Source organism: Acetobacter fallax, from assembly GCF_011516735.1.
In the GTDB taxonomy this organism is placed as follows: domain Bacteria; phylum Pseudomonadota; class Alphaproteobacteria; order Acetobacterales; family Acetobacteraceae; genus Acetobacter; species Acetobacter fallax.
Genome location: NZ_WOSX01000027.1, coordinates 1 through 26,572, shown reverse-complemented (window position 1 = coordinate 26,572; position 26,572 = coordinate 1). Strand labels below are relative to the sequence as shown.

Sequence of the window (26,572 nt, the reverse complement as noted above, 5' to 3'; positions counted from 1 at the left end):
GAAGAGGATCAGACATGGAAAAGGCACTTTACGCCACGATGCGGGCGCTGCCGGGACAGGAGGAGACCGTGGCGTCATTGTTACGGACTCTGGCCGGAAACGTTCGGGCTGAACCGGGCAATATACGGTTTGTGGTGTATCGGCTGGCTGACGATCCGGCGTTTTTCCATGTAGAGGAAACGTATCGGGATCAGGCGGCATTTGAGGCTCACATCGGAATGGCGCATGGCAAGGCGTTCAACGCGGCGATTGAGACGCTGGTTGAAGGAGGCGGCTCGACGGTGGTGTTTCTGGAGCCGGTGGCCTGACGCCGGTCTTTCACTGTGACGGGCAGCGTGTGACGCAATCAGGAATTATCTGATTTTATCAGGAAACTGAGGACTTCTCAGAACAGGCCGAGTTGCCCTGCGGCCCACCAGAAGGCACCCAGCAGGACGATACCGCCGATGATGACGGGAATCACGATAGAGGTGGTGAAACTGCCGGCCGTCTGACGTGGCTCGGGAATGCCGGCGGCCTGCTCGATGCGGTCTGCCGCAGCGTCGGCTTCGGCGTCATCAGCGCTTTGAGTCGTCCAGTCTTCTTCGCTCATTGCATGAGTGTAAGAGGCTCCGGCGCGAAAAGCGAGAGCACAGGTCGGGGTGTGATTTTTTTCGTTCGCTCCTTTTCCGTGTCATGATCGAAGGATGAAACAGCACAAGGTTATGCCTGGGGCGCGTGTTCTTTATCAGGCGGCCCAGTTGTCTCATGCCGAAGTCTTTGCGGCGGCGCGGCGGTCGGAAGGGATGGACTGTCATGTCGTGCCGGATGTGAGCGGGACGAAGAGGGCGGTGCGGATCAATCCTCTCACGGGGCGAGGCCGCAGACGGTCGGGAGAGGCTGGCTGTCACTGCGATACCGTGTGAGGCTGTTTCAGATGTTTCTCTGCTGAGTGAAACGGCTTTCCCGAGGGGCGCGGTCATACGCTGCGAGGCAAAGGCGCGCCAGGCCGGTGGCAGGGAATGTCTGAAACAGTCTTTTACTTCGGGATGCGGGCCTGCCTCCCGCTGTCCTGTTGTTGTCGGTCCAGCCTCAGTCGCTCATAAGGGCATTCGGAATCTGAACCGGGGAATGACGGGATAAATGCCTGTGCGCACAGAGTCGTCCGGATTTGGGACGGCGTTCAGGATGGCGATTGTTTTCATCGCTCTCTCTGTTCTGGCTCTTATTGCCGCACCGGTTCTGGGCCTGTCGGCGCGGATTCCGTTTGACTATAATGAGGGCTGGAATGCCTACGCGGCCTTACGGGCGCTGGGACTTTCCGGCGGCCCGCTTTATCCCGCGCCGGGCGGCCTGATCGCCAACAACTATCCGCCGCTCTCCTTTTTTGTGACGGGGGTTCTGGGCTGGCTGACTGGTGATATGATCATTGCCGGCCGGATCATTGCGCTGGTCTCGCTTCTGACATCCGCCGGGCTTGCGGGGGCTGTTTCGCGACGCTGCGGGCCAGGCGGATGGGGCGTTGCGGCGGCGGTCCTGCTGCCGCTGCTCTATGTCGCGGCTTTCAGTCATGATTACGTGGCCATGGATGATCCGCAGTGGTTTGGCATTGCAATCATGCTGTCGGCTGTTCTGATTTTTGTCTCGGCTCCGGCTGGTGCGGACGGCAGACCTGACCTTCGGGCGCCGCGCCTGATCGCCACGGCGGCTCTGATGGTCACCGCTGGCATGGTGAAGCACAATGTTCTGTCATGGCCGGCGGCGGTGACATTTCAGCTCGCCGTCATGGCCGTGAGGCGGCGGGACTGGCGGCCGTTCGGGGTCTGGCTGATCAGCGGGGCTGCTTTTGCCGCGTTTGCTGTCGGGCTTTGCGTGGTCATTTTCGGGCCGGTTTTTCTGACGGATGTGCTGCACCATTCCCGGGTAATCAATCCCGCGCTAATGTTGAGCGGCGCCAGACGGACTTCGGAGATTCTGTCTCTGGGTCTGGTGTCGCTGACGCTGATCGGGCGCAGACCTTCGGTGCCGCACGGAGGATTGCTGGCCCGGGCGGCGGCCTGTTCCATTCTCTGGACCCTGATTCAGCGGACGGGCGAAGGTGTGGCGCTGAACGCCTGGTTTGAGCCGCTGATCGTGCTGTCGATTTTGACCGGTGTTGCGATTTCAGCGGCGGGACAACGTGAGCATGGCCTGTCTGTGACCGGCCCTGCGCGTTTTGCTTCGCGTGTCGGGCCGGCCGGGCTGCTTGGGATTGCACTGGTTCCGTTTCTGATCGGGGCGTGGGTGCTGTTGCCGCGCGCCGTGTCGCAGGTGGTGCATCTGAAGCGGGATGCCCGGGCCTGGGATGTTTTCGTCGATGAGGTGCGGCGCCAGCCGGGGCAGGTCGGGTGCAGCATGGCGGCGATCTGTTACTGGGCCGGAAAGGACAATCTGATCGACGTGTTCAACTATAGTGAATATGTCGCGAATGGCGGCAGCCGGGACCCGTTCGTGGCGTTGCTTGGCCGCCCGGATCTTGCGGGGTTTGTCATTCCGGTCGCTTCTGATGGTTCGCATTTCCGGCATCGGAACAACGAATTGCTGCGGCAGAAGGCATTACTGGCGCCGGTTTATGACCGGGACAGGCCGGGACCGGTTTCACCGGACGGGAAGCTGCGGCTTTATCTTCCGGTCAGGTGAACCCCGGTGTGTGCGGATGGCATATCCTGATCTGATCAGGATGTTTCGGGCAGTTGCTTCAACGCTGTCAGGATATGGCGCAGTTCCTGCTCCCGTGTCCGGTGTGTTCTTTTGTGTCGCAATTCGCGGTTCAGGAAACGACCATGGACAGGAGCAGGGCGAAACCCAGTCCGAGCAGTGAAATCAGCGTTTCGATCACGGACCATGTTTTCACGGTCTGCGATACGCTCATGCCGAGATATTCCTTGATCTGCCAGAAGCCGGCGTCGTTCAGGGGACCGAAAGCGATGGAGCCGGCGCCGGTTGCGATGACGAGGAGTTCCGGGGAGACGGCCGGGGCACTGGCCACCATCGGGCCGATGATGCCGGAAGCGGTGGTCATGGCGACGGTGGCGGACCCTGTTGCGATGCGGACGATGGCGGCGAGCAGCCAGGCGAGGATCATGAGCGGGACGTGAGCGCCGAGGGCCAGCGAGGTAATGGCGCCGGAGAGGCCGCTTTCGATGAGGACGTGACCGAAGCCGCCTCCGGCGCCGACGACGAGGAGAACGATGGCTGTGGGCGCGACGCATTCATTCGCGAAGTCGAGAATGGTGGCGCGGGAGAAGCCACGTGCGGTACCGAAGACCTGGAATGACAGAAGTGTGGCGATCAGCAGGGCGATGTCGGTATTGCCGATGAAATGGAGCGTGGTGTTGAGCAGCGATCCTTTTGTGGTGATGAAATCGGAGGCGGAGCCGATGAGCATCATGAGGACGGGCGAGAACACCGTTGTGGCGGTGATGACGAAGCCGGGCGGGTTTAGCACTTTGCTTTTGTGTTCGAACTGGGCGGCGATGCCATTCGGGTTTTCGATATGGATGCGCGGGCTGATCCAGCGCGCATAGACCGGCCCGGCGAGGGCGGCGACGGGAGTTCCGATGAGGATGCCCCAGAGAATCGTGAGGCCGGTATCGGCGTGATAGGCGGTCACCGCCAGCAGGGTTGCGGGGTGCGGCGGGATCATGGCGTGGGTGACGGACAGGGCGGTCGCCATTGGCAGGGCGATGGAGATCAGTTTCACATTGGCCTGCCGGGCCATGACGACGGCCAGCGGGATGAGAAGGACAAATCCGACCTCGAAGAACACGGGCAGGCCGATCAGCAGACCGACGGCCATCATGCCCCAGTCGGCGCGGCCCCGGCCGGCGAGACGTCCGATTGTCAGCGCGATGACATCCGCGCCGCCGGATTCGGCGAGCATTTTGCCGAGCATGGTGCCGAGCGCGATGACGGGCGCGACGTGGCCGAGGACGTGACCGACCCCGGCCTCGAAAGCGGAAACAGTTTTTTCGGGTGGCATACCGGCGATGAGGCCGAGACAGATCGACACCAGAAACAGCGCGATGAAGGGACTGAACCGGAGGCGGGAGATCAGCACCACGACGGCGCCTATGGCGCCGGCCGCGAGGCAGGCGGCGAGAACAGGGGTCATGCGGTTTTTATCATCCGTCTTGTTTTTTTAAGTCATGACATGATGTGGGGACGTCGTCACACCCCCGGCGCTCTCATCGTTGCGTGAGCGGTTCATCTCCGGCATGTGTGGCTCTGTCCGAATCCTGTCTGTTCCGGGCTGAAAGATGCCGGAGCCTTCGACCGTCCGGCACGGTGCGGCCTGTGCTGAAGGATCAGGTGTCGTCGCGCGCCGGATCTGGCCATGGTCAGTGCTGTGACGCACCTGAATTCCTTCGCGATGACTCTGCAAAACCGGACGGGCGCACTATGCTCCGCCGGCTATGACAACACGCCCTCCTGCTCCGCCCTTCTCTGCCTCCGGGCTCTCTTCAACGGCCGATGTGCCTGACGGCCTCTATGGTGCGGCGCGGACCCGGGCGATGACGGCGGTGTGCCTGTCTATTCTGCTGGCGTTGCTTGATTATGCGATTGCCAATGTGGCGCTGCCGGACATCTCTGCTGATCTGCATGCGACGGCGTCCGAGACGATCTGGGTGGTGAATGCCTATCAGCTGTCGAGCCTCATTTCGCTGTTACCGCTGGCGGCCGTAGGGGCATGGATCGGATATGCGCGGCTCAGCATTATTGGCGTGATTCTTTTCATGGTGTCGTCTGTGGGCTGTGCGATGGCGCCGACATTGCTGGAACTGAGTCTGGCGCGGGCGGTGCAGGGGCTTGGGGCGGCGTGCATGCTGGGCGTGAACACGGCGCTGATCCGCTTCATTTATCCTAAGAAGGAACTGGGACGCGGGATCACGCTGAACATGCTGATGGTCGGGCTGGGGCTGGCGCTCGGGCCGTCTGTGGCCGGTGTGGTGCTGGCGTTTACGACCTGGCCGTGGCTGTTCTGGATCAACATTCCGTTCGGGGCGCTGACGCTGTTCCTGGCGCAGACTTCACTGCCTCGTTCGGAGCCCCGTTCAGAGATGCCTGACCCGCGCGGGGCGTTGCTCTGTGTGGTCGGGCTCGGGCTGCTGGGGCTGGGAGGCGATGGTTTCGCGCACGGCAACAACGTTCTGATCAATGTGGCGCTGCTGGCGACCGGGGTGCTCGCGACGGCGATGCTTGTGCGGCATGAGGCGGACCTGTCGCAGCCGATTTTACCGGTCGATCTGTTGCGGGGGAGCGGGTTTCGGGTGGCGTTCCTGACGGGGCTGTTCGGTTATATCGCGTCCAATTTCTTTCTTGTTTCCCTGCCATTCGCGTTGAATCAGCATTTCGGCTGGAGCGCGACGGCGACCGGGCTGCTGATGACATCCTGGGCGGCCGGACTGATCCTGTCCACGAATGTGACGAAGCGGCTGGCGGATCGGATTCCGGCTGGCCAGATGTCTTCCGCGGGTCTGCTGATTACAGCAACGGGGTTTGTGGCTTTCCGGCTTCTTCCTGAGGCACCTGGAGCATTTGACATTGCCTGGCGGATTGCGGTGGCGGGTTTCGGGTTTGGCGTGTTTCAGGTACCGAACAACCGGGCGATGATGCTGTCGGCGACGGCCGGTCGTGAGGGCGGGGCGAGCGGCATGGTGCAGATGGCCCGTCAGGGTGGCCAGACGCTCGGGGCGATGGCGGTGGCGATGACGCTGAGGATTGCGATGACGGGCGGCACGATGACCTGCGTTGATGGCGGCATCCTGTTTGCGGTCACGGCAGCGATGCTGAGCGCGTCACGACTGCTGGGTGCGGGCCGGGTGCGGCGGGCGGGATAATGCGGTGCTGATCCGGCGAGCACGGCTGGCTGACGTGGTGTTTCTGCCTGTGCTGGAACGGTCTGCGGCGCAGGCGTTTCAGGATATTGCCGGTCTGGAGTGGGTAGTTTCGCATGAGGTGATGCCGGAGGCGGAGCATGAGGAGGCTGTCCGGACGGGGCTGAGCTGGAGTGCGCTGCGAGACGGAGAGCCGATCGGATTTGCTGTCGCGGCGGAGCATGAGGACGGGCTGCATCTGCTGGAACTGTCCGTGGCGCATGAGGCACAGGGACACGGGGCCGGGACGCGGCTGGTGGAAGCGGTGATCGCGGCGGCACGGGAACGGGGCAAGGTGTCGGTGACGCTGACGACGTTTCTCGATCTTCGTTTCAATGAACGGTTTTATCGGAAGCTGGGATTCGTCCGTCTGACGGCGGCGGGCATGCCGGAGCGGCTGCGGGACTGTCTGGCCCATGAAGTTGCGCTGGGGCTGCCGGGAGAGAGGCGGTGCGCGATGCGGCTGGTGTTGTGAGGATGCATTTCGCAGGGCGGGTTTTCAGCCAGGCGGCGTATCGACGCTGACCAGGCCGAAAGCTTCTGATGGGAGGCCTGCCACGCCGGCGCTTCAGAATACGCCGTAAGGGTGCTGCACGGGCGGCTTCGGGTCTTCGTGTTTCGGGTCTGTCCACGGTTCCAGGAGGCCCTGCGGAATGGTGGGACGGAATGGATGGTGGTTTGTCGGAACCTGCTTTTCGTCCAGAACGAAATTGCGGCGGATGAGGATCTGGTCGGGGCCGATGCGCATTTCACCGTAGGTCAGACCTGTGCCGGTCGGAACTTCGTCTGACTGCACAAGGGCGCGGCCGGAGGTCATCATCCCGGACTCATACCAGGAAAGATTGATGAGAATACCCCAGTTCCCGGCGGGAAGGTTTGTGAATCGGTAGAGGCAGCCCTCTTCCCGTGTGGCCAGACGCAGGTAAGTTTTTGCGTCTTTGGACATTTCGGCCACGATGCGGTGGCCTGACATGTGGGTTCTGTACCAGTTACGGAAATACTCTGTATCCGGAAACATCAGAGCGTGGTCGGCGACGTTACAGTTTTTTCCTTCGGGGAAACGATCGGTTCGTTCCATGCCGTGCAGAAGCACAGTTGTATAGCCCGGTTTGCGAGCCCATGCGGCATCGGCCAGTCCCGGTGTCTGTCCGGCGTTTTCCGGGGCGTGGGATGCACAGGAAACACTGAGCAGGCACAGAGTGACGATCATTTTAGAGGCCGTTTCAAAAGCCTTCCTGCTGAGCGGGAGCGCCCCTGAGGGGCGTGACCGGCGTGTATTTTTGAGCACGGAAGCGGAGCGGCTGTGCGGACCGTGAGCATCGGAGCACGGAAAACGCGCGTCGGAGCGTCGGCGGAGGGGCTTTTGAAACAGCCACTTACGGGACATGATTGTATTCCTGTCATCCTGTGGGCTGCTCCGGCATCCATCCTGACCGGGCTATGAAACCGGTCAGGATGGACGGGCAGACGAGAGTGGTCAGATCATTTCGAGCGAGACATGACGGGTTGGCGGAGCAAAGGCACGATCAAGAGCTGCGAGATCGTCATTTGAAAGTTTTATTTCCCGGGCAGCAACGTTTTCGCGCAGATGCTTCACTGAACTGGCTTTCGGAATAGCTATCAGATCAGGCTGACGCAGAACCCAGGCGAGGGCGATCTGGGCCGGGGTGGCTGCTCCGAGGGAGGTTTTGTGCCGGTGGGCGATGGTAGCGAGGACTTCGTTACGCAGCAGGACACCACCCTGCCCTATCGGCGAATAGGCCATTGTTGCGACGTGGCGTTTCCGGTCGTCATGAAGCAGATCGAATTCGACGCCGCGATGATCAAGGCTGTACAGAATCTGGTTGACCTCGCACTGGTCGCCTCCGGGGGTGTGATCGAGTTCCCGCATGTCATCGACATCAAAGTTTGAGACGCCCCAGCTTCCGATGAGACCATCGTCACGCAGTTGCTCAAAGGCTTCGATGGTTTCGGAGAGCGGGACGGAGCCACGCCAGTGGAGCAGATAGAGATCAATGCGATCGGTTTTCAGGCGGTCGAGCGAATTGCGACAGGCCTGAAGCACGCCTTTGCGGGATGCGTTGGACGGGACGACTTTTGTGACGAGATAAACCTTGTCACGGATACCGGCGATCGCCTCTCCGACGACATTTTCGGAGCGGCCGTTTCCGTACATTTCGGCGGTGTCGATCACGCGCAGGCCGAGATCGATGCCGGTGCGCAGGCTTTCGAGTTCTTCGCTACGGCGGGCGGCGTTGTCACCCATGTTCCAGGTGCCCATTCCGAGCGCCGGGACTTCCGTGCCGCTTCTGAGTTTCACTGTTCCGGACATGTTGAATCCTCCTGGGTGAGAAGCGTCTGAGCAACCGGATTGTTCCGTCCGCAGAGGACAGGGAAGCGTTGCGATAAGAGAAAGTGCCATTTTCGTTGCGGATAATGCCGCCCGGGGATCTGGCTGTGGTCTGAGGAAGCCCGGGCTCTGCCCGGACCCGGCAGGGACCACAGGCCCCTGCACCCCGATCTGCTTATAATGAAATAGTTTTCAAAGGTCTGTGACCTTTGGTGGGTTAAAGGCCGGCACGTAACGGCACAGGAGCCAGATCCGCTTATGAAAGCAGGCCGTGATACGTCTTTCCGGGGACGGGTTTTCTTTGAAGGAGCCTGGCTCAGCGTGCGCGGGTCCAGCCTTTTGCTTCCTGTCGCCAGTAGGCCAGTGTGTGCCCCCGGGCTTTAAGGGCGGTCCAGCGGAGGCGGGCGGCAGCGACGGCGGATTCATCGCGGCCATCAAAAAGATCGAAGACGCGCTCGAAAGGATCGACGGGCGGGGCGTCCGTGGCGCCAAGCATGAAGAGGAAGGTGGCGCCATTGGGCACATCGTCGCCGGCCGTGATCCAGATCGGCTGACGCTCGGGGTATTTTCCGCCGGTGGCGGCGTGGGGGAGCCAGACTGGATCTGACACTTTCCACAACGCGTCGTCGAGGGCGCGGGCGTCGCCGGGCGTGCCGCAGCGGATGACGGCGCGTTTCCCGGTATCGAGTGTACGCCCCAGCAGCACCGGCAGGGCGTCGTGCGCGCCGGTGCGGGTCAGATGATAGAAGCCGATTTCAGCCAAGTTCCGGCTTCTCCTCTGTCAGCTTCGTTCCGTCACTTCTGTGCTTCGTATGTGCGGACGAGGCGGTCGAGCAGACGGACACCGAAAGCCGTCGCGCCTTTGGGTGCGCCTGGTTTCGCTTTGGAAGCCCAGGTAACGCCTGCGATGTCGAGATGTGCCCAGGGGGTGTCACCCACGAAGCGTTGCAGGAACTGCGCGGCGGTGATGGAGCCTGCCGGACGGCCACCGATGTTTTTCATGTCGGCGATGTCGGATTTCAGGAGTTGATCGTATTCGTCGGCCAGCGGCATGCGCCACAGTTTCTCGCCGCTGGTTTTGCCGGCGGCGTCGAGGTTTGCGGCGAGGGTATCATCGTTCGAGAACAGGCCAGCGTATTCGTGACCAAGACCGACGATGATGGCCCCGGTCAGGGTCGCGAGATCGACCATGAAGCGTGGCCTGAAGGTTTCGCGGGCGTACCAGAGGACGTCAGCCAGAACCAGCCGGCCTTCGGCATCGGTGTTGAGGACTTCGATGGTCTGGCCGGAGGCGCTGCGGACGACGGCGCCGGGGCGCTGGGCGTTGCCGGAGACCATGTTTTCGACGAGACCGATCAGGCCGACGACGTTCACTTTCGCGTTGCGGCGGGCCAGGGCTGACATCAGACCGGTGACGACACCGGCGCCGCCCATGTCCCACTTCATGTCTTCCATACCGGCGGCGGGCTTTATGGAAATGCCGCCGGAATCGAAGGTGACGCCTTTACCGACGAAGGCGAGCGGGGCGGACTCGTCCCCTGCCCCGTTCCAGCGCAGCACGACCATGCGGGGTTCGTTGCTGCTGCCCTGTGCGACACCGAGGAGAGCGCCGAAGCCGAGCTTTTCCATCGCCGGACGATCGAACACTTCGATGGTCAGGCCGAGGCCGCGGAGATCTTCGACGCGGTCCGCGAAGGCGACGGGGGTGAGGATGTTGGCGGGTTCGGTGACGAGATTGCGGGTCAGGGTGACGCCCTGGGCGACGGCATCCCATCCGGTCCAGGCGGCCTGGGCGGTATCGGCGCTGTCTGTCAGGATGGTGAGAGCGGCGAGCTTCGGACCGTCGTCACGATCGGTCGTGCGATAACGGTCGAAGCGGTAAAGGCTGAGGGTGGCGCCAAGAGCGACCAGCGGGACGAGGCTGCTGTCGATGCCGTCCGTGGCGATGGCGGCCTGGCTGTGCATCGTCATGGCCAGCGCGGCGACGCCCCCGACCCGTTCGGCGAGGACTTCGGTGACACCATCTTTGTCACCGAGGCCGACGAGGACAACACGCTCCAGCCCTGCGCCTGGGGCGAGAATGGTGCAACTGGCGCCGGGTTTGAAGGAGAAGGAGGCGGCCTCGACGGCGCGGGCAATGGCGCCGCCGGTGGCGTCATTGGCGGCTTTGAAGAGGTTCGAGCGATCCGACTCGGCGAATTCGAGGAGGGCCAGCGCTCCGCCAGTGGGAAGTTCGGGGCCTGAGAAGCTGATCTCTGTCACGGTGGCGCCTTTTTATCATGCGTGGTGGCGACGGTCGCGGCGCGGGAGCGGTATCCCTGCCTCCGCCGGAATGACGGCGACAGGCGTAGCGGAGGGGCGGCCTGCCTGGCAAGCGAGAGGCATGGGACGAGCCATGCAGCGGTCGTTATCAGGGAGGGTGCAATATCAATTGCGTGTTCACTCATGTGGAGTAAGACATCTCTATGATATCTGACACGCTCCTCCCCTCCGATGCCGTTCTTCTCGATCTTGCACTTCGTCTGGCGCGCGAAGCCAGCGATATCATCAACGCCATTCGGGCAAAGGGCTTTGTGACGAAGACGAAATCCGACCGGTCACCGGTCACGGAGGCTGATCAGGCGGCGGAAACGCACATTCTGGCGGGCTTGCGGGCTGCGGTGCCGCAGATTCCGGTGATTGCCGAGGAAGAAGTCGCGGCGGGCATTTATGTGGCACCGGCCAGGACGTACTGGCTGGTTGATCCTCTGGACGGAACGCGGGAATTCGCGGCCGGGCGGGATGATTTCACAGTGAATATCGGGCTCGTCCGTGACGATCAGGCCGTGCTGGGGGCGATGGCTCTGCCGGCTTATGGTCAGTTTTATACCGGCGGTGTCGGGCTTGGGGCGAAGCGCTTCGACAGTGAGGGCGAGCATGACATTCATGTGCGCACGTCACCGGCCGCGGGACTGGCGGTTCTGGCCTCACGTCATCACGGAGATGCGCCGGAACTGAAGCGGTTTCTGGATGGACGGGTGATTGCGTCGATTGGCAATATCGGTTCGGCGGTGAAGTTTGTACGGGTTGCCGAAGGCGTGGCGGATTTTTATCCCCGGCTGGGTCCGACGATGGAATGGGACACAGCGGCACCGCAGGCGATTGTTGAGGCGGCGGGTGGGACCATCACGCTGCTGGACGGGGAGCCCCTGCGATACAGCAAGTCCGGGTGGAAAAATCCGTCCTTTGTCTGCACCGGTCTTCTGTCCGCTGTCGCATGACGGGCCGGTTTCCGGACCCCTTTCCGGGCCGGTGTCTGATGCGGGTGTTGCTCAGCCGCACCGGCATGACGAGGCAATGGCGCCGGTGCTGTTCGGATACTGGCGAGTGGAGACTTGTTCATGTTATGCGGGCGGTCTCTCCAGCAGGACCAGAATGACCGAACGCCTTGCCGCAAATTCCGCCGGACTGTCCCGTGCCGCAGAGCTTCTCCGCTCTGGTGGCCTGGTCGCGTTTGGCACGGAGACCGTGTATGGCCTTGGCGCCGATGCGACAGACCCTCTGGCCGTGGCACGGATTTTCGAAGCGAAAAACCGGCCGCGCTTCAATCCTCTGATCAGTCATTTTGCCGATGCCGCACATGCTTTTGAGCATGTTGTAGCCGATGACAGGGCACGGGCTCTGGCGGCGCGTTTCTGGCCCGGGCCGCTGACGCTGGTTTTACCGCGTCGGGCGAATGGATGGATCTGCGATCTGGCGGCGGCGGGATTGCCGACGGCGGCGGTGCGTGTTCCGGCTCAGGACAGTACGCTGGCGCTGCTTGGGGCGGTGGACAGGCCGGTTGCGGCACCTTCCGCGAACCTGTCCGGAGCGGTCAGTCCGTCCGATGCGGATCATGTTCTGGACGGGCTGGAAGGACGGATCGCGGCGGTTCTGGACACGGGACCGTGCCGGATTGGTGTTGAGAGCACGGTGCTGGATTTGTCCGGGCCTTCTGCCGTTCTGCTGCGTCCGGGCGGGATTACGGTTGAAGACATTGAAGCCGTGATCGGCCCTGTCGGGCAGTCCGTCGGGAGTGATGAGCCGGATGCGCCAGTCGGACCGGGGATGCTGAAATCGCATTACGCGCCAGGCCTGCCGGTGCGTCTGGATGCGTCGGATGTGGCGGTGGATGAGGCGCTGCTGGCGTTTGGCGCACCGCTTTCGGGGGCACGGCTGGTCTGGAATCTGAGCGCGGCGGGACGACTGGATGAGGCGGCGGCGCGGCTGTTTGCCGGGCTGCGTGTGCTGGATCGCGAGGGAGCGGCGCTCGGGCTGCGGGGCATTGCGGTGCAGCCGGTGCCTGATGGTGGTCTGGGCGCGGCTATCAGGGATCGTCTGTCGCGGGCGGCGGCACCGCGTCCGGGTTCGGGTTCAGGTTCAGGTGGTGCATCAGATCTTTCGGGCGGGGGGCTGGTCCCGTCCCATCTTCAGCGGAACATTGCATGAGTGAGACTTTTGATCCGAAAGAGCTGAAGGTTCTTTCAGATATCCTTGCTCTGGTGCTTGAGGATCAGCCCGGGCAGTCGGCCACGGCGCTGGAAGCGATCCGGTCACGCGCGCGGCGCAACAACATCACGGGCGGGGCTCTGAAGAACCTGTTCACCGCGATTGCGCCGAACCCGCCGAAGCGGGCGCCGGCAGCGCGGGCGCGGGCCACGAAAGCGAGTGCTTCCGCGGATGTGCAACAGGAACGGGCGCGGGTTCGCGAACTTACGGAGAGTGTGACGAAGCTGGACATGGAGCTTCGGACGGTGCGTGCGAACAACGCCCAGCTCAAAGCAGAGCTTTTTCTGACCCAGCAGGCGCGGGCGGAGACGCAGAGCCAGCTTGTGGCCGTTCAGTCAACCAGTCACACGCGGTTCGGATTGGTGGGACTGGCGGTTATTGTAGGCTGTATCGCGGGTGTGGCGGGGACGGAGCTGTTTCATTCGCTTCGGCCCGGGCCGGCTCATATGCCAAATGCGGTGTATCTGCATTAGCTGATGCCTGTCAGGTACCGGGATCAGGGAAAACCTGTTCGTTCATAAACCGGGCCTGGCATGCGTCTGCCTGTTTCATGATGATGACACGTTCGCTGGCATGGGGTTTCAGTCGCAGGCCAAGACCGTGGACCAGGGCCATCAGCAGCACGGTGACAGGCAGAATGAGAATGCTGCCTTCCGGTCCCGCGGAGCCGCCGGTCAGAAGAGGATTATCTGAAAGCTGGCACATCAGGAGCGACGGTGTTTCGGTTGCGTCACGACTTGCGAATCCAAAGATGAAGTTTTGCGCAAATTTCCATGAGGCATGCAGGCCGAGCGCGAACCACAGGGAGCCTGTTTGCAGAAAGCTGTAAACGAGCACGAGACCGAACAATCCGGCGCCCAGAATACCGGCTGCTGTTTCTTCATGATATGTCGCATGTTCCAGCATGACGATGCCGCAGTCGATGAGGGCGGCGGGCCAGAACGAGAATGCCCGGACGAGCTGTACGAAGGCGTAACCACGATTGAGTCCTTCCTCGCTGGCGGCGACACAAAGCCAGAAAACAGCGGAAAGCAGGCCTTCGCTGACGACCTGACGCAGAGTGGGGATGGCGGGAGTCCAGCGCACGGCGCCTTCTGACCACAGGACAGTGGCGAAGAGGGTGATCGCGACGAAGCCGGCGGAGATACCCAGGAAAAGAAGCTGTGGGGCATTGGCGGGTTGCCATCCCGCCTGTTCGGGTGGGTCGCGAAAGAGGCGCAGCATGATCCGGGTAGGGAACACGACGAAACACAGCAGAAACAGGCTGGCGCTGACAGCGGCGGCAATGAGGCTGGTTTCGACGGTGGGGTGCACGGTTTTTTCAGGCAGGATTCCGGAGAGGGCTGAGACGAGCAGGCCACAAACCAGAACGAGCACGATGTAGAGAGCTGACCGGCCAAGGGATGATGCGCGCGTACGTCCCTGCGCAGCGGCGAACGGAAAGGCTGAGATTGGCGGGATCATCCGATGCTCCCTTTTATGGCAGTTTGCGCGGAGATCCTCCTGGATACCGCCGCACGGTCTGCAAGAAGATATTTGCAGTGTCTGTTTATGAGCGCCTCATTACGAACACGCATCAGTCTGACATGAAAGGCTCCGGGTTTCCAGATTTTTGCACCGGCGTGGGGTAATCCGGATGTGACAGGACGCTCTGACCGGCGGGCTGGCATTCTGGCTGCCGGCATGACAAACCGACACAGGCCGGGCCTGCTTTGTCCGGCGGTTATCCAGGGTGTCGCGCCCCGGTTTTTACCCCGCCCGATTTTTACCATCTCTGAGACGGATGCCATGACCAGCTTTTCCCCTGCCCTTCTTCCGGACACTCTGACCAGCGCTCTTGAAAAGGTTCTCGGGCCGGGCGGATTGCTGACGCAGCCGGAAGACACGGCGGCGTTTCTGACTGACTGGCGCGGGATGTTTCATGGCAAAGCCTGTGCGGTGGCGCGGCCGGCGAACACGGAAGGTTGCGCGGAGACCGTGCGGCTGTGTGCGGAGCACGGCATTCCGGTGGTTCCGCAGGGTGGCAACACGAGCATGGTTGGCGGCGCGACGCCGGATGACAGCGGACGGGCACTGGTGATCGTGACCAGCCGGATGAACCGGGTGCGCGAGATTGATCCGGTCGATAATACGATGAGCATTGATGCGGGTGTGACTCTGAAGGCGGCGCAGGATGCCGCGCTGGATGCTGGCCTGATGCTGCCGTTGTCGATTTCATCAGAAGGATCAGCGGAGATTGGCGGCGTGCTGGCGACCAATGCGGGCGGCAACAACACAGTGCGTTATGGCAATGCGCGGGAACTGGTTCTGGGGCTTGAAGCCGTGCTGCCGGACGGAAGAGTGCTGAACCTGATGCGGAAGCTGCGCAAGGACAACACGGGCTATGCGCTGCGTCAGTTATTGATCGGGTCTGAAGGGACCCTGGCGATTATTACCGGTGCGATTTTGCAGCTTCAGCCGAAGCCGAAATCGATTGAAACGGCGCTCTGTGCGGTAGCGGACGCCCGGGCGGCGCTGAAGCTTTTCGCGGCGTTTCGTAACGTCGAGCCAAGTGCGATTCAGGCCTTTGAGTTTATGTCCGGGCTGAGCATGACACTGGTGAACACGCTGATTCCGGATGCGCCTTTGCCGCTGGCGAACCCTTCACCGGCCTATGTCCTGGTGGAACTGGCGAGTCCGCGTGGAGGTGACACGCTGCGCGGGCTGATGGAAGAAGTGCTGGGCAAAGCGTTCGAAGATGGCCTGGTCAGTGACGCTGTGCTGGCGGAGAGCGAGGCGCAGCGGGCGGCATTCTGGAAATTGCGTGAGGAGCACTCGGAAGCGCAGAAGCGGGCGGGAACGTCGGTGAAAAATGATGTGTCTGTGCCACTCTCGGCCATTCCGGAGTTTATCGACCGGGCAACGTCAGCGTGCAAGACACTGGTTCCGGGCATTCGGGTGGCGCCGTTCGGGCATATTGGCGATGGCAATATTCACTTCAATCTGGTCCAGCCTGAGGGGGCGGATGGCGCTGCTTTCCTCGCCCGTGATCATGAGATCATGGATACGGTGACGGCGATTGTGCGTGAACTGGGTGGATCTTTTTCGGCTGAACATGGGGTTGGGCAGCTTAAATCCTACATGATGCCGGAGTGGCGCGGCGGGGCTGAACTTGATGTGATGCGACGGATCAAAGCCGCGATTGATCCGGCGGGGATGATGAACCCGGGGAAGATGTTGCCGAAGGCGGGGTAGGGTTTTTTCAGGGGGTGGCACAGCAGAGCGCTGCGCCCTGAGAAAGGCTGATGCAGGGCTGTGTTTTCGCAACTCGTTTTTAACGAATGCAGATGGACAGTTCTGTTAACCCCTGCAAATAGCGATCCCATCCGCGCTAACGCATTAATATTCCCTGAGTCCGGAAATCACACAATGGGGTTAACAGAACCGTAAAGATAAGCCGATATCCGGAGCAGTTTATTGTCTGGTGCAGCTGATTTTTCTTAAATCAACGTGTATGCGACTTGTAGCGACTGCCCTAAAAAAGGTTAAGATGATTTCATTCCGGGGCCAGACGTGTTTCAGAAGTATCTGGCTGCTGCGGCACTTGATGAAAGGGAACCATGGAACAGGACGTCATTGACGATTTCGCAAAAAATATCCGATATGTTTGTGGATATTATAAATCAATATCTGATATTTGCCGGAAAATCGGTGTCAACAGAAGTCAGTTCAGTAAATATATTTCCGGCTCAACAATGCCGTCTCAATACATATTGAGAAAAATCTGCAATTTTTTTGGCGTCGATTATCGGGAAATCATTCTTCCTCATCATGAATTCAAAAGTATTTTTGAAGCCAATCATGGCCTGTATGGAATAGAAAGAAATAACTCTTATTTTTCACGCATAAAATCTAATGACAAAGCTTTATCAATATATCTTGGATACTACTGCTGCTATAAAATATCTATGGTTAATGACAATAAAATTGTCAAATCAATAATGCTCATATCAAAAAATGAATCAAACTTCACAGTAAACTATATAGAACGATCTCCGGAAAGACGGCATCGATATAAAGGATACATCTACTATGTTGGAGACAGATTATTTATCAATGCCTACGATTCTATGTTTGACTCGGAGTTGCTCTCGATTGTTATGTATCCCAGCCTGACAACGAAAGTCTCTGTATTATCCGGACTGTGCCTTGGCGTGGCGTCAAATATTACAAAAACACCCAACTGTGTCCGCATTGCATTACTCAGAATATCTGAGCCTGCACTTCTTAAAAATGCAATCTCCCGATGTGGTGTATTCGACAAAGGGGACGCAGATTTACCAGCTTCGATTATCAGCATCCTGCACCCGGAAGAAGGCTCCCTTCCATTAAGAATGTATCCTTCTCAAATCGAACAACAGGCAGGCAAACCGGTCTCCACTCGCTGATACTGAATTCTGTTCAATCAGAAAATACAGAACAGCCACCCGAAAGCTCTTAGAAGCTCCCGGTTCTGTCAATTGCGACAGCAATTTGTCAGCCTCTCATCCCGAGGCTGTCGTTATTTCAGCTGACTCCAATGCATCGAACACCTCTCTGACCTCCTGTGGTGTAAAATTCGCCTTCATAGCTCACGGCGTAGTCCGCATTCTCCATAGTCAGAATTATTTTATGCTACTTTATGCTCCACAAGCAACAATCGCACACAAAAAGCAGCCATCAGCAATATTGTTTTGAAATCGAATCTAAAATAATAATTAGCAGGGTTGAAATGCAGACGGATAATATTCTCACTACAAAAATGAAGATATTTTTTGGTGATGAAAATGTTCGGAATAAATCTTCATGAATAAGTCGAGATGAATATTCATAAAGATAACAGCGGGGAAATCGATTGTGTTTATATTCTCGCATCACAAATATTTTGTTTCCGGAATTGGATTTATTGCAATAATTCCTCTTTTCGCGGAAGCAAAGACAGTCCCTGCTGCCCCGCACAAACAGGCTGCGGTGGCTCAGGCAGCGACATCCGGAATTACTACGACACGATCTGCTCAGGCGACACGCGCCAGAAAAGCGGCTTTGACGGCACCATTATCACGGACTGAAAATGTCGTTGTTGTCGGCTCTGCGCTACGTAATGCAGCCAATCAGAATGCTAATCCTGTTCAGACAGTAACGGCGCAGCAGATTCAGGAAACGTCTGCCAGCACAATCAGCGATTACCTGCAAAGATTGCCATCTATTGGCAGTCAGGGCTCGGGCAGCACATCGACAATCAGCAGTGCCGGGATGCCTAACGGAACCAATGGTCTGTCCTGTGCCGACCTCAGAAATCTGGGACAAAGTCGCGTTCTCGTTCTGGTGGACGGGAAACGTATGGTTCCCACAATGGGCGGCGTGGCATCCTGTGTTGATCTGAGTTCCATTCCTATCGATCAGATCGCTTCAGTAGAAATACTGAAAGATGGCGGATCTGAGCTTTATGGTGCCGATGCTGTTTCAGGCGTTATCAATATTAAACTCAAACATAATCTGACGACTGGCGGTCTGACGATACGTGGAGGGATTACCGACCAGGGAGATGGAGATACCGGAAAAATATCTGGCTATAAGGGGTTTAATTTTGATCACGGGCGCGGAAATATCACTGTCTTTGGCCAGTATCTGACCAACAGCCCTATTATGACCCGCAACAGATCATGGTCTCGCGATCCCTGGCTTTCCGATGCTCTCATTGGTCAGACTCCGGTTCATGGAAGCTCGATTACGGCCGCGACACGCGTGATTGATCCGAATGGCAATTTTGATCTTGTCAGCAACAATACGGGCGGGGGCACCAGCGGATTTCATGATTTTGGCAACAGCGATCGTTTCCAATATGGGAATGAACAGCAGCTTACCAATTATCTGCAGGAGTCAAATCTTTCCGGTGATGCGCATTATGACATCAACGAGCATATTTCACTGTATTCTTCGGTTCAGTACACGCACAAAACAACATCCCAGAACATGGCCGCCTGGCCGGAAACAGGAAGTTCGTATCCTTCAACGGAGCCATCGCAGCTGATGCTTCCTGCGGGCAGTCCTTACAATATCTGGGGCGAAGACGTTGATCTTTATAAAAGAATGCAGGACATCGGTGACCGTAATTATAAGCAGGCATTCGATACATGGCAGGTCATGGGCGGGGCTCGCGGACGCATTGTTGGCGACTGGAATTACGATGCCTCAATGACGTACGGCGAAAGCCGGGCCACAATGGCGGTCGATAACCAGATTAATTACACACACCTGCTGGATTCTCTGGGTGTTCGTCAGCTTAACCCTGGTAATCCTCTGAGCGCCATCACTTACGATCCCTCCGTCTGCCAGGCCAGCAAGGGATGCTCACTGATAAATCCTTTCGGAGCGCTCAGCAGCTCTCAGCGCGAATATATCGCCGATTATCAGACGGACCACGCGACCTATCAGATGCGCGATTTTAATCTGCGCGTTGACAACAATCATCTTGCTCACCTTCCCTATAAATATGGCGGAGATTTTGCTCTTGCCGGCGGCCTGGAACACCGCAGCGAGCAGGCCAGTTATGTGCCCGATCCGATGGTGAACAGCGATCTGGGGGGTGGAGAAGAATATACCGGCGGCGGCTATGGCGTGACGTCTGTTTATCTTGAGGGGAAACTTCCCCTTCTGCATAACGCACCATTTGCCCGGGATCTGACCGTGGATGCTCAGGGGCGCTGGGACAATTACTCCACATTTGGCAGTACAGAAAACTGGAAAGCCAGCCTCAACTGGGCACCGACGCGTGACATCCGCTTCCGGGGAACGCTTGGTACGTCCTTTCGTGCTCCATCCGTTTCCGAACTCTATGGCGGCGCTTCCATGAGCTACAATTCCGGCAATGATCCGTGTGCTCAGGCCGGAACATATGGCGGACTGTCCGCGAATGTTGTTGCCCACTGCATGAAGGAGGGCATCAATCCCGGTAAATTCGTTCAGGCCGATGCCAGTGAAATCCCGACGCTTGCGGGTGGCAACACGAAACTTCAGCCGGAAATCGGCCGGACTTATACGTTTGGCGTTGTCCTTACGCCCAGATGGATTCGTGGGCTGGAGGCATCTGTTGAGTACTGGCACTATACTGTTCAGCATGAGATCGGCACTTTACCGATCCAGTATATCGTCGATAGCTGCTACACCGGAACGGCAACAAACTACTGTAGTCTGATAAACGCACGAAACAGTGCCGGTCAGCTTACTCAGGTTGACGATCCTTACCAGAACATCGGAGAACTGCGGACGAGCGGCATTGATTTTGATCTGAACTACACTTTGCGGCTTGGTGCTTCTGACCGGCTTATGCTGAACAATAATTTCCAGCAAGTCATCAGCTATATGCAACAAAACACACCAGGTGGCGCCTGGTTCAACTATGATGGACGTCTTTTCTATCAGGGTGGATATGGCAACCCGCGGGTGAGAGATTATGCGACAGTCACATGGGCACACGATAATTTCCGCCTCACCTATATGATGAATTACACCGGAGGCATGCACTTTACTGATGGGACCAACGATGTTTCCTGCAAAGTATACAGTTACTGTAAAGTTCCCGGGATTTTCTCCCACGATGTGACTGTGTCCTACAGGACTGGTCGCTGGAACTTCCTTGGTGGCGTCAATAATATTCTCAACAAGGCACCGCCATTTGTACCGGATGGAAGTAGCAATACCGCCTCAGGCCTCTATTCTTCAGATATTATCGGGCGTTACGTTTTCCTGCAGGCGCGGGCAGATTTCTGATCGCTTTATGCTGTCTTCATCCGTTTTCGGATTTATTTTATGAAATGGTGGCTATTTCTGAAAAAAATGTCACCATTTACCGGAGCCCATCATGAAAAAACATATCTTCCTCATTCCTCTCATGGCCTTCAGTTGTGCATCTGCCGCGATGGCTCAATCGGGCACGGCAAGTCTGCAGGGATATGACCTGTTTGGTAAGCCTATGTATTTTGACGCTGAGCAAAAAGTAAATGTCGGAGAACCATCCAGTCTCGAAAAAGCTATTACTGATGCTAAATCTGATTATGAGAAAACAGAATCAGAAGCCAGCGCTGTATGGTATGGCCGGCTTCTTGGTTTCAGAGGCGACATGAAAGCATCAATCGATGTTTTTACAAAAGGGCTTTCAAAGTATCCGAATTCTGTCGCCCTTCTTCGCCATCGGGCTCATCGCTATTTCAGTATCAGGCAATTTGGTAAATCAATCGCAGATGGCCTTCAGGCTGCAAAGCTGAGCATCGGGAAACCTCTGGAACGCGATATCGTCAGACCCGGGGTTCCGGCCGCGACACCCGACGTTCTGCAGTTCTATATTTACTATCATCTCGGCCAGGCCTATTTTGCGTCTCATCAGTTTGAACAGGCCGCACACTGGTTTCATGAATCACGGCAGATTGCGCTCGGAACGGCGGGTGCTCCTGATGTGACAGCCTGTGTTTACTGGGAGTATCTGTCACTTGCACACGCCACTAAATATATAGAAGCAAAAGCGCTTCTTGATAGCTACAGCTACACAATGCACGACATGAAAGACAACATAGAAGACAATATATATTTTAACGGGGTTGAACTGTTTAAGGGCCATCAGGACGTCGATGATTTCCTGTCGGACAGAGATACAGGAAAATCCTTCAGCTCTTCTGACGGAAACCGGGCCAGTACAGCTTTCACTATATCGGAATATTATATTCTTCACGCCGACTATGACAAAGCTCGCCCATTTCTGGAGAAATCTTTGAATGTGAAGACATGGAGCTACTTTGCCAGAATTCAGGCAGAGGCTGAGTGGACCTATATTTTTGGAAAAACAGGGCCGCAACAGAACTAATTCGTCTCATGAGCAGCCTGCGACTGAGGCTGAGCGTCACTGAGCGCAGAGAAGATCTCTGAAAAAAGGCTGCCGCCAGATTCTGACGGCAGCTTTTCAGCTGACAAACGGAGTGTCGGACTTCTGCCCTCCGGATTCAGGCACGCCTCCGCGATCAGTTCTTCCGGTAAGGTGCGGCAGCTTTGGGGAGGCCGTCTTCGACAGGGAGCGACGGGTCACGGGACCATTCGTTCCATGATCCCATATAAAGGCGCAGGCGCGTGAAGCCTGCGGCGGCCAGTGCGACATAGGTGTTGGCGGCCCGGGCGCCCTTGAAGCAGTAAATAATGATGTCCTCGTCAGGGGTCAGGTTACGGGACGCGGCGAGATTACGGATTTCTTCACGACTACGAAACGTAGCGTGATTGTCGGCGACCTTCATGAAATCGTACCATTCGATCCAGACCGCGCCAGGGATCCGGCCTTTGCGCGGCGCGAAATCGACGCCGTAGGGTGACGAGCTTTCACCAAGCCACTCGACCTTATCGCGGTTATCGAGCAGTTTCACGGTATCGGAGCCGAGGGAGGCCTGGACATCTTCGCGGGTGGCCATAAGGCTGTGGTTGATGTGCAGCGGGAATTCGGCGCGGGTCGGGCGGGTCGTTTCGGTAGTGAGTTCTCCGCCTTTCCGTCGCCATGCACTGAGGCCACCATCGAGAATACCGACCTTCGGGTAACCAAGGTAGCTGAGGATCCAGTAGCCACGACAGGATGCACCATAACGGGTGTGCAGTGCATCTTCATAAATAATGGCGGTCTTTTTTCCGTCGAGGCCATAATTGGCGAACAGATCTGCGAAGGTTTTTTGCAGGGTTTGCAGGCCGGTTTCGGTAGTTTCGGCAAGATAGGTAAAGATGTCAGGCATATTGACGGCGCCGGGGATGTGTCCGGCGGCGAAGTCTTTTTCGTCCCGGACATCAATGAGGACGACGCTGTTGTCTGTGGCCAGTTTGCGAATGTCATCAGGAGAATGGAGAACGACTGGCGGCATGATGACTTCCTGTATGGTTGAGGATATGCCGTTTTGTGTACCAGCCAGGGTTCAGGAGAGGCAGGCAGGACGAGGCAGGCCGGATATGATGTAGCCGGGATGGCCTTACCCTTCTGACAGCGGGCATCAATGATGCCTGGCTCGTTAGCCATGCGAATGGTGCTGATGCTGAAAAGGGGATTTTTCATGTCATATGATTCTGTGGCCTCCCCCGACAGTGCTGCTTTCACCCGGAGAGCGGCCCGTTTGGGATAAAGCCTCCGCTGCTTACCCTGGCCGGGCAAAACGATCAGGCCTCTGTTATACCAGAGGTGTGAAGACTGACCTGCCGATGAGAGAGTCTCCGGACTCAGCCCGGATCTGGCAGGGACTGCAGGCTCCTGCCCCACGGTTTGCTGATCATAAATGGTTTGCAAAGGCGAGCCTTTGCCGGGTTCCAGGGCAGTCCTGCGCCTGTCAGTCTCACACAGATCAAAGACCAGGACCCTCTGGTACTACGCATACCACGGACAGTGTGAGGCCCTGCGTTGCTGTGTGGAGAGCCCGAAGTGCTCACACAAACATACTATTCGGCATGACGATGGTTTCCCGGTAATCTGCTGCGATGAAGACAAAAGCAACGCCATGACCGGTCCCGATCTCCGCCCGGGTCATCTTTCTCCGGCGATGACGCTGATTTTCGCTCTGGTCTGTGGCGTGACAGTAGCCAACATCTACTACGCGCAATCGCTGGTGGGGCCGATCGCGCATGATCTGCGGATAAAACCGGAATGGGCGGGGGCGATTATCACGCTGACGCAGCTTGGTTACGGAAGCGGTTTGTTTTTTCTTGTGTCGCTCGGAGATATTATCGAGAACCGGCGACTTATCCTGATGCTGACGGCGGGGCTTATACTGAGTCTGGCCGGGGTGGTGCTGAGTACGTCGCCGGAGATGTTTTTGCTGTCGTCGTTCGCGGTGGGAGTGTGCTCCGTGGGGTCACAGGTGCTGGTGCCGCTGGCGACTTATCTTTCTCCTCCGGCGATGCGGGGGCGGGTGATCGGCAACATCATGGGTGGGCTGATTACAGGGATCATGCTGTCGCGGCCGCTGGCGAGTTTTCTGGCGGGGCATTTCGGCTGGCGGGCGGTGTTTGCGCTTTCGGACGGCCTGATGATCGTGGCGTTTGGTGTGCTGTGGTGGGTGCTGCCACCTCGCCAGCCGCATCCGCGAATGGGATATGGAGCGTTACTCGGTTCGACGCTGCGGTTACTCGCGGTGTCGCATCCGTTGCAGCGCCGGGTGGCTTATCAGGGCGTGCTGTTCGGTGTGTTCAACATGTTCTGGACCGGCGTTCCGCTGATGCTGCATGACCGTTTCGGAATGAGTCAGCAGGCGATTGCTGCGTTTGCCCTGGCCGGGGCCGGAGGAGCGCTGTCGGCACCGTTTGCAGGCAGGGTGGCGGATCGGGGCTATACGCGGCTGGCGACCGGGATAGCGATAGGCATTGTGTTGCTGGCGTCGGTGATTTCGGGATGGGCTGCGTCGGCGGGAGCCCTCCTGATTCTGGCCCTGGCGGCGATTGCACTGGACGGAGCGGCACAGGCGAATCAGATTCTGAGTCAGCGGGTGGTTTACAGCCTGAGCGATGATGCCCGCGGGCGACTGAATGCGGCTTATATGACGGTCGTGTTTCTCGGTGGCGCAGCAGGATCGACGCTGGGAGCGTGGACTTATTTTCGCGGCGGATGGGGGCTGACCAGCCTGGTTGGCTTCGGTCTTTCTGTCGTCATTCTTCTTGTTTATGCGACTGAGTTTTGGAAAAAATCACTCTGATCAGATGCCACCGAAGCGTTCACGTATCCTGGCCAGACCACGGGTCCACGCCGCAGAGATCAGGTCTGATGTGCTGACAACTCCGGGAAACCGGCCCAGTTCCCGTCTTAACGGACTATGAGGAACAAAATAGTCCTTCACGAAATGTGTATGTGCGAGCAGGCTTTGGACGTAGCGAGCCTGATCCAGGACTGGGTGAAAGAACGTCAGTTCATCGCACGGTCCGAAATCAAGATCATCCTCAAGAACCGGCGGAAACCAGCTGTAATGGGAAATGTCCCCGAAATCCGAAAGAGGCGTACACTGGAAGCCTCCGAGATAAAGTTCTGTGGGAATGAATGTCTCGCTTAGCGGCCAGAACGGAATATCGTCCCGCTTTGACATTTCCCTTCGCTTTTCGAACAGGAACTGCAGAGAGCGCCTGGAGTGAACCGTTATGCAGTTGAGCGATCCACGACAGATCGTTTCCGGGTAGATGTCTTTATGAAGAGACGTCCACATCCATTCTTTCATGTTCTGACGAACCTGAACAACGTTTTCAGCTCCTGCTTTCCTGATTTTTTCCATCAGCAGGGCCGCGCCGCCGCGAATATAGACATCGTATTCCATGAACATATAGTTTTCATAATCGGGTATTGTTTCAAATACCTGATAATGGGTATAATCCGGGTTCCACCATAGGAGGGATCCTTTTTCATAACGATTGGCCAGACCGAGCTGAAGAATTTCAGACTGGTTAGTCCGGAGAATATTATTCCATGGTGGCAGCTTCACTTTTCCGCTTGTGTCATCGACTGACAGATAAACATCCAGGTCACCTGCCCCGGCCTGCACTCTGGCAAGCTGTCGCTCCACAAATGCATCCCAGGCATAGCATTTGACGACAACAGCACAGGTGCGATTTCCCGTGGATTTTCCGCCTGTCATAATTAATCTCCGGAACACACCAAACATTATATATGTTTGCTGAACAAATCTTTATTTTAATGATATTGTTTTACGCAATCTTATTTATTATATTTAAATAAATATAATAAAGTCTCTGATCGGAAACCAGAACACTCAGCAATATTTCTTTTGTCCCCGGCCTTGCGACATTGCCGGACAAAAAGCCTTTTCGGAAACAGGCTTCAACCTCTGAAGACGCTGAACTATTTGCCATTTCTGCCCGTATCGCAATTATCAACCAGCAATTTTTAAATTATATCCGGCAGGCTTTTTCAGAAGTGACGTCTGAAAGTTTCAGCATCACGGCGTTGTGACATAATAAGTCACGCAGTGACCGGATCACACGGAGCCGTCAAAAAAGACTTATACCCGTTCATACAAAAACCATTTGCAACTGTCAGAAAGGAAGACTGAGTTCAAGCAGTCCGGAAATGTTGAGGTTTTGTTCAAGAGTCCTGGCAATCTCATCAAGAGCTGTGTCAAGGGAATGGGTATAGTCTGTGCCGGCCGAATTCGTTCCCAGACGGCGCAGAAGTTCGCGTCGAAACGGGGTTGAGGCAAATGTTGCATGACAATAGGTGCCCATCACGCGGCCATCGGCGCTGATCGCGCCGTCGGGCTGGCCCGTGTCGAGCTGGCTGAAAGGACGCCCTGTATCCGCTCCGGTGGTTGTTCCCATATGGATTTCGTAGCCCGTGAACGCCGCGCCGAGTGCTGTTCCCACGACGTGGCGAAGGATTTTTCGGGTTTCGATCCGGGTCTGCACGTCGAGCAGGCCGAGACCGGCACTCCGGGCAGGCGGACCTTCGAGACCGGAGGGATCATCAATGATACGGCCGAGCATCTGATATCCGCCACAGATACCGAGGATCATGCCGCCCCGACGATGATGAGCAAGAATATCGATATCCCATCCCCCGGCGCGGATGGCCTGCATATCGGCGATGGTCGTTTTGGAGCCGGGAAGGATGATCAGTGCCGTCTCAGCCGGGATCGGCGTTCCGGGCGGCACCATGACAACATCTAGCAGTCTGTCGGGTTGGGCATTTTGAGGATCACGGCGGCGAGGCTGACCCGGCTTATGCTGTTTGAAGCCGTGCCATTCTTTTGCAGTTGTATGCGAGAGCGACGAG

At 57.6% G+C, this 26,572-nt stretch carries 25 protein-coding genes and 1 pseudogene; 14 read left to right on the top strand and 12 right to left on the bottom strand.

All coding sequences use genetic code 11. The features are described from left to right. Positions 1 to 14 precede the first annotated feature (14 nt). Complete coding sequence (locus tag GOB85_RS12855) at positions 15 to 308, top strand: putative quinol monooxygenase (RefSeq protein WP_173577893.1); 294 nt, start codon at positions 15 to 17, stop codon at positions 306 to 308. Between the two features lie 77 nt (positions 309 to 385). On the opposite strand, the gene GOB85_RS12850 is transcribed toward GOB85_RS12855, so the two are convergent. After that, the gene (locus tag GOB85_RS12850) at positions 386 to 592 is read right to left on the bottom strand and encodes a hypothetical protein (RefSeq protein ID WP_173577892.1); all 207 of its coding nucleotides are present in this window, start codon (positions 590 to 592) and stop codon (positions 386 to 388) included. A gap of 94 nt (positions 593 to 686) precedes the next feature. On the opposite strand from GOB85_RS12850, the gene GOB85_RS12845 reads away from it, so the two are divergent. Together GOB85_RS12845 and GOB85_RS12840 are read left to right on the top strand one after the other, a co-directional pair. Then, positions 687 to 905 (top strand): hypothetical protein, encoded by a 219-nt coding sequence (locus tag GOB85_RS12845; RefSeq protein WP_173577891.1) that lies wholly within the window; start codon positions 687 to 689, stop codon positions 903 to 905. 217 nt (positions 906 to 1,122) lie between these two features. Continuing rightward, on the top strand, positions 1,123 to 2,658 hold the full coding sequence (locus GOB85_RS12840) for a hypothetical protein (protein WP_173577890.1): 1,536 nt from the start codon (positions 1,123 to 1,125) through the stop codon (positions 2,656 to 2,658). Between the two features lie 130 nt (positions 2,659 to 2,788). On the opposite strand, the gene GOB85_RS12835 is transcribed toward GOB85_RS12840, so the two are convergent. Together GOB85_RS12835 and GOB85_RS12830 are read right to left on the bottom strand one after the other, a co-directional pair. Next, positions 2,789 to 4,132, bottom strand: a complete 1,344-nt coding sequence (locus GOB85_RS12835) for a GntT/GntP/DsdX family permease (protein ID WP_173577889.1) — start codon at positions 4,130 to 4,132, stop codon at positions 2,789 to 2,791. A gap of 27 nt (positions 4,133 to 4,159) precedes the next feature. Continuing rightward, a complete protein-coding gene (locus GOB85_RS12830) occupies positions 4,160 to 4,375 on the bottom strand; it encodes a hypothetical protein (RefSeq protein ID WP_173578998.1) in 216 nt (71 codons plus the stop codon). A 58-nt stretch (positions 4,376 to 4,433) separates the two neighbouring features. Between GOB85_RS12830 and GOB85_RS12825 the strand changes: the two genes are divergently transcribed. Both GOB85_RS12825 and GOB85_RS12820 read left to right on the top strand, forming a co-directional pair. Beyond that, a complete protein-coding gene (locus tag GOB85_RS12825; protein WP_173577888.1) occupies positions 4,434 to 5,858 on the top strand; it encodes an MFS transporter in 1,425 nt (474 codons plus the stop codon). 4 nt (positions 5,859 to 5,862) lie between these two features. Continuing rightward, positions 5,863 to 6,369, top strand: coding sequence for a GNAT family N-acetyltransferase (locus GOB85_RS12820; RefSeq protein ID WP_173577887.1), 507 nt, complete (start codon positions 5,863 to 5,865; stop codon positions 6,367 to 6,369). A 93-nt stretch (positions 6,370 to 6,462) separates the two neighbouring features. Here the strand turns inward: GOB85_RS12820 and GOB85_RS12815 are convergent, their stop codons facing one another. The 5 genes from GOB85_RS12815 to GOB85_RS12795 form a co-directional block, all read right to left on the bottom strand. After that, positions 6,463 to 7,104, bottom strand: a complete 642-nt coding sequence (locus GOB85_RS12815) for a hypothetical protein (protein WP_173577886.1) — start codon at positions 7,102 to 7,104, stop codon at positions 6,463 to 6,465. A gap of 267 nt (positions 7,105 to 7,371) precedes the next feature. Continuing rightward, positions 7,372 to 8,226 carry an aldo/keto reductase gene (locus tag GOB85_RS12810; protein ID WP_173577885.1) on the bottom strand — a complete coding sequence of 285 codons (855 nt, stop codon included), beginning with the start codon at positions 8,224 to 8,226 and terminating at the stop codon, positions 7,372 to 7,374. Between the two features lie 334 nt (positions 8,227 to 8,560). After that, positions 8,561 to 9,007 carry a DNA polymerase III subunit chi gene (locus tag GOB85_RS12805; RefSeq protein WP_173577884.1) on the bottom strand — a complete coding sequence of 149 codons (447 nt, stop codon included), beginning with the start codon at positions 9,005 to 9,007 and terminating at the stop codon, positions 8,561 to 8,563. Positions 9,008 to 9,039: 32 nt separating this feature from the next. Further along, on the bottom strand, positions 9,040 to 10,506 hold the full coding sequence (locus GOB85_RS12800; protein WP_173577883.1) for a leucyl aminopeptidase: 1,467 nt from the start codon (positions 10,504 to 10,506) through the stop codon (positions 9,040 to 9,042). Beyond that, on the bottom strand, positions 10,503 to 10,691 hold the full coding sequence (locus GOB85_RS12795; RefSeq protein ID WP_173577882.1) for a hypothetical protein: 189 nt from the start codon (positions 10,689 to 10,691) through the stop codon (positions 10,503 to 10,505). The genes GOB85_RS12800 and GOB85_RS12795 overlap by 4 nt, the downstream gene beginning before the upstream one ends. 18 nt (positions 10,692 to 10,709) lie before the next feature. On the opposite strand from GOB85_RS12795, the gene cysQ reads away from it, so the two are divergent. The 3 genes from cysQ to GOB85_RS12780 all read left to right on the top strand — a co-directional run bounded on the left by cysQ (position 10,710) and on the right by GOB85_RS12780 (position 13,244). Continuing rightward, positions 10,710 to 11,504, top strand: coding sequence for a 3'(2'),5'-bisphosphate nucleotidase CysQ (gene cysQ / locus GOB85_RS12790; RefSeq protein WP_173577881.1), 795 nt, complete (start codon positions 10,710 to 10,712; stop codon positions 11,502 to 11,504). Between the two features lie 154 nt (positions 11,505 to 11,658). Continuing rightward, positions 11,659 to 12,711, top strand: a complete 1,053-nt coding sequence (locus tag GOB85_RS12785; protein WP_173577880.1) for an L-threonylcarbamoyladenylate synthase — start codon at positions 11,659 to 11,661, stop codon at positions 12,709 to 12,711. Then, entirely contained in the window at positions 12,708 to 13,244 is a 537-nt protein-coding gene (locus GOB85_RS12780) for a hypothetical protein (protein WP_173577879.1), read from the top strand. Before GOB85_RS12785 ends, GOB85_RS12780 begins: the two co-directional genes overlap by 4 nt. A 10-nt stretch (positions 13,245 to 13,254) precedes the next feature. On the opposite strand, the gene GOB85_RS12775 is transcribed toward GOB85_RS12780, so the two are convergent. Further along, complete coding sequence (locus GOB85_RS12775) at positions 13,255 to 14,235, bottom strand: CPBP family intramembrane glutamic endopeptidase (protein WP_173577878.1); 981 nt, start codon at positions 14,233 to 14,235, stop codon at positions 13,255 to 13,257. Positions 14,236 to 14,559: 324 nt separating this feature from the next. Here GOB85_RS12775 and GOB85_RS12770 point away from each other — a divergent pair, with 324 nt between their 5' ends. The 4 genes from GOB85_RS12770 to GOB85_RS12755 all read left to right on the top strand — a co-directional run bounded on the left by GOB85_RS12770 (position 14,560) and on the right by GOB85_RS12755 (position 21,646). After that, complete coding sequence (locus GOB85_RS12770; RefSeq protein WP_242011493.1) at positions 14,560 to 16,005, top strand: FAD-binding oxidoreductase; 1,446 nt, start codon at positions 14,560 to 14,562, stop codon at positions 16,003 to 16,005. A 365-nt stretch (positions 16,006 to 16,370) separates the two neighbouring features. After that, a complete protein-coding gene (locus GOB85_RS12765) occupies positions 16,371 to 17,198 on the top strand; it encodes a helix-turn-helix domain-containing protein (protein WP_173577877.1) in 828 nt (275 codons plus the stop codon). 448 nt (positions 17,199 to 17,646) lie between these two features. Then, positions 17,647 to 20,559, top strand: a complete 2,913-nt coding sequence (locus GOB85_RS12760; protein WP_338421729.1) for a TonB-dependent receptor domain-containing protein — start codon at positions 17,647 to 17,649, stop codon at positions 20,557 to 20,559. A 91-nt stretch (positions 20,560 to 20,650) separates the two neighbouring features. Further along, positions 20,651 to 21,646: a tetratricopeptide repeat protein gene (locus tag GOB85_RS12755; protein ID WP_173577876.1), complete on the top strand. Its 996-nt coding sequence runs from the start codon at positions 20,651 to 20,653 to the stop codon at positions 21,644 to 21,646. A 154-nt stretch (positions 21,647 to 21,800) separates the two neighbouring features. On the opposite strand, the gene GOB85_RS12750 is transcribed toward GOB85_RS12755, so the two are convergent. Next, positions 21,801 to 22,676: a sulfurtransferase gene (locus tag GOB85_RS12750; RefSeq protein WP_173577875.1), complete on the bottom strand. Its 876-nt coding sequence runs from the start codon at positions 22,674 to 22,676 to the stop codon at positions 21,801 to 21,803. Between the two features lie 624 nt (positions 22,677 to 23,300). Between GOB85_RS12750 and GOB85_RS12745 the strand changes: the two genes are divergently transcribed. Further along, positions 23,301 to 24,491, top strand: a complete 1,191-nt coding sequence (locus GOB85_RS12745) for an MFS transporter (RefSeq protein WP_173577874.1) — start codon at positions 23,301 to 23,303, stop codon at positions 24,489 to 24,491. Here GOB85_RS12745 and GOB85_RS12740 read toward each other — a convergent pair whose 3' ends face one another. Then, positions 24,492 to 25,418, bottom strand: coding sequence for a hypothetical protein (locus GOB85_RS12740; RefSeq protein WP_173577873.1), 927 nt, complete (start codon positions 25,416 to 25,418; stop codon positions 24,492 to 24,494). It lies immediately after the preceding gene. A 170-nt stretch (positions 25,419 to 25,588) separates the two neighbouring features. Between GOB85_RS12740 and GOB85_RS12735 the strand changes: the two genes are divergently transcribed. Next, positions 25,589 to 25,753, top strand: a complete 165-nt coding sequence (locus GOB85_RS12735; protein WP_173577872.1) for a hypothetical protein — start codon at positions 25,589 to 25,591, stop codon at positions 25,751 to 25,753. An 83-nt stretch (positions 25,754 to 25,836) separates the two neighbouring features. Here the strand turns inward: GOB85_RS12735 and GOB85_RS12730 are convergent. Further along, positions 25,837 to 26,572: pseudogene (locus GOB85_RS12730) on the bottom strand (hypothetical protein); the annotation flags it as partial.

Excerpts from the sequence above, each read along its gene's own strand:
- GOB85_RS12855 (WP_173577893.1), top strand. The coding sequence starts at position 15 with ATGGAAAAGGCACTTTACGCCACGATGCGGGCGCTGCCGGGACAGGAG.
- GOB85_RS12850 (WP_173577892.1), bottom strand. The coding sequence starts at position 592 with ATGAGCGAAGAAGACTGGACGACTCAAAGCGCTGATGACGCCGAAGCC.
- GOB85_RS12845 (WP_173577891.1), top strand. The coding sequence starts at position 687 with ATGAAACAGCACAAGGTTATGCCTGGGGCGCGTGTTCTTTATCAGGCG.
- GOB85_RS12840 (WP_173577890.1), top strand. The coding sequence starts at position 1,123 with ATGCCTGTGCGCACAGAGTCGTCCGGATTTGGGACGGCGTTCAGGATG.
- GOB85_RS12835 (WP_173577889.1), bottom strand. The coding sequence starts at position 4,132 with ATGACCCCTGTTCTCGCCGCCTGCCTCGCGGCCGGCGCCATAGGCGCC.
- GOB85_RS12825 (WP_173577888.1), top strand. The coding sequence starts at position 4,434 with ATGACAACACGCCCTCCTGCTCCGCCCTTCTCTGCCTCCGGGCTCTCT.
- GOB85_RS12815 (WP_173577886.1), bottom strand. The coding sequence starts at position 7,104 with ATGATCGTCACTCTGTGCCTGCTCAGTGTTTCCTGTGCATCCCACGCC.
- GOB85_RS12810 (WP_173577885.1), bottom strand. The coding sequence starts at position 8,226 with ATGTCCGGAACAGTGAAACTCAGAAGCGGCACGGAAGTCCCGGCGCTC.
- GOB85_RS12795 (WP_173577882.1), bottom strand. The coding sequence starts at position 10,691 with ATGAGTGAACACGCAATTGATATTGCACCCTCCCTGATAACGACCGCT.
- cysQ (WP_173577881.1), top strand. The coding sequence starts at position 10,710 with ATGATATCTGACACGCTCCTCCCCTCCGATGCCGTTCTTCTCGATCTT.
- GOB85_RS12785 (WP_173577880.1), top strand. The coding sequence starts at position 11,659 with ATGACCGAACGCCTTGCCGCAAATTCCGCCGGACTGTCCCGTGCCGCA.
- GOB85_RS12780 (WP_173577879.1), top strand. The coding sequence starts at position 12,708 with ATGAGTGAGACTTTTGATCCGAAAGAGCTGAAGGTTCTTTCAGATATC.
- GOB85_RS12775 (WP_173577878.1), bottom strand. The coding sequence starts at position 14,235 with ATGATCCCGCCAATCTCAGCCTTTCCGTTCGCCGCTGCGCAGGGACGT.
- GOB85_RS12770 (WP_242011493.1), top strand. The coding sequence starts at position 14,560 with ATGACCAGCTTTTCCCCTGCCCTTCTTCCGGACACTCTGACCAGCGCT.
- GOB85_RS12765 (WP_173577877.1), top strand. The coding sequence starts at position 16,371 with ATGGAACAGGACGTCATTGACGATTTCGCAAAAAATATCCGATATGTT.
- GOB85_RS12755 (WP_173577876.1), top strand. The coding sequence starts at position 20,651 with ATGAAAAAACATATCTTCCTCATTCCTCTCATGGCCTTCAGTTGTGCA.
- GOB85_RS12750 (WP_173577875.1), bottom strand. The coding sequence starts at position 22,676 with ATGCCGCCAGTCGTTCTCCATTCTCCTGATGACATTCGCAAACTGGCC.
- GOB85_RS12745 (WP_173577874.1), top strand. The coding sequence starts at position 23,301 with ATGACCGGTCCCGATCTCCGCCCGGGTCATCTTTCTCCGGCGATGACG.
- GOB85_RS12740 (WP_173577873.1), bottom strand. The coding sequence starts at position 25,418 with ATGACAGGCGGAAAATCCACGGGAAATCGCACCTGTGCTGTTGTCGTC.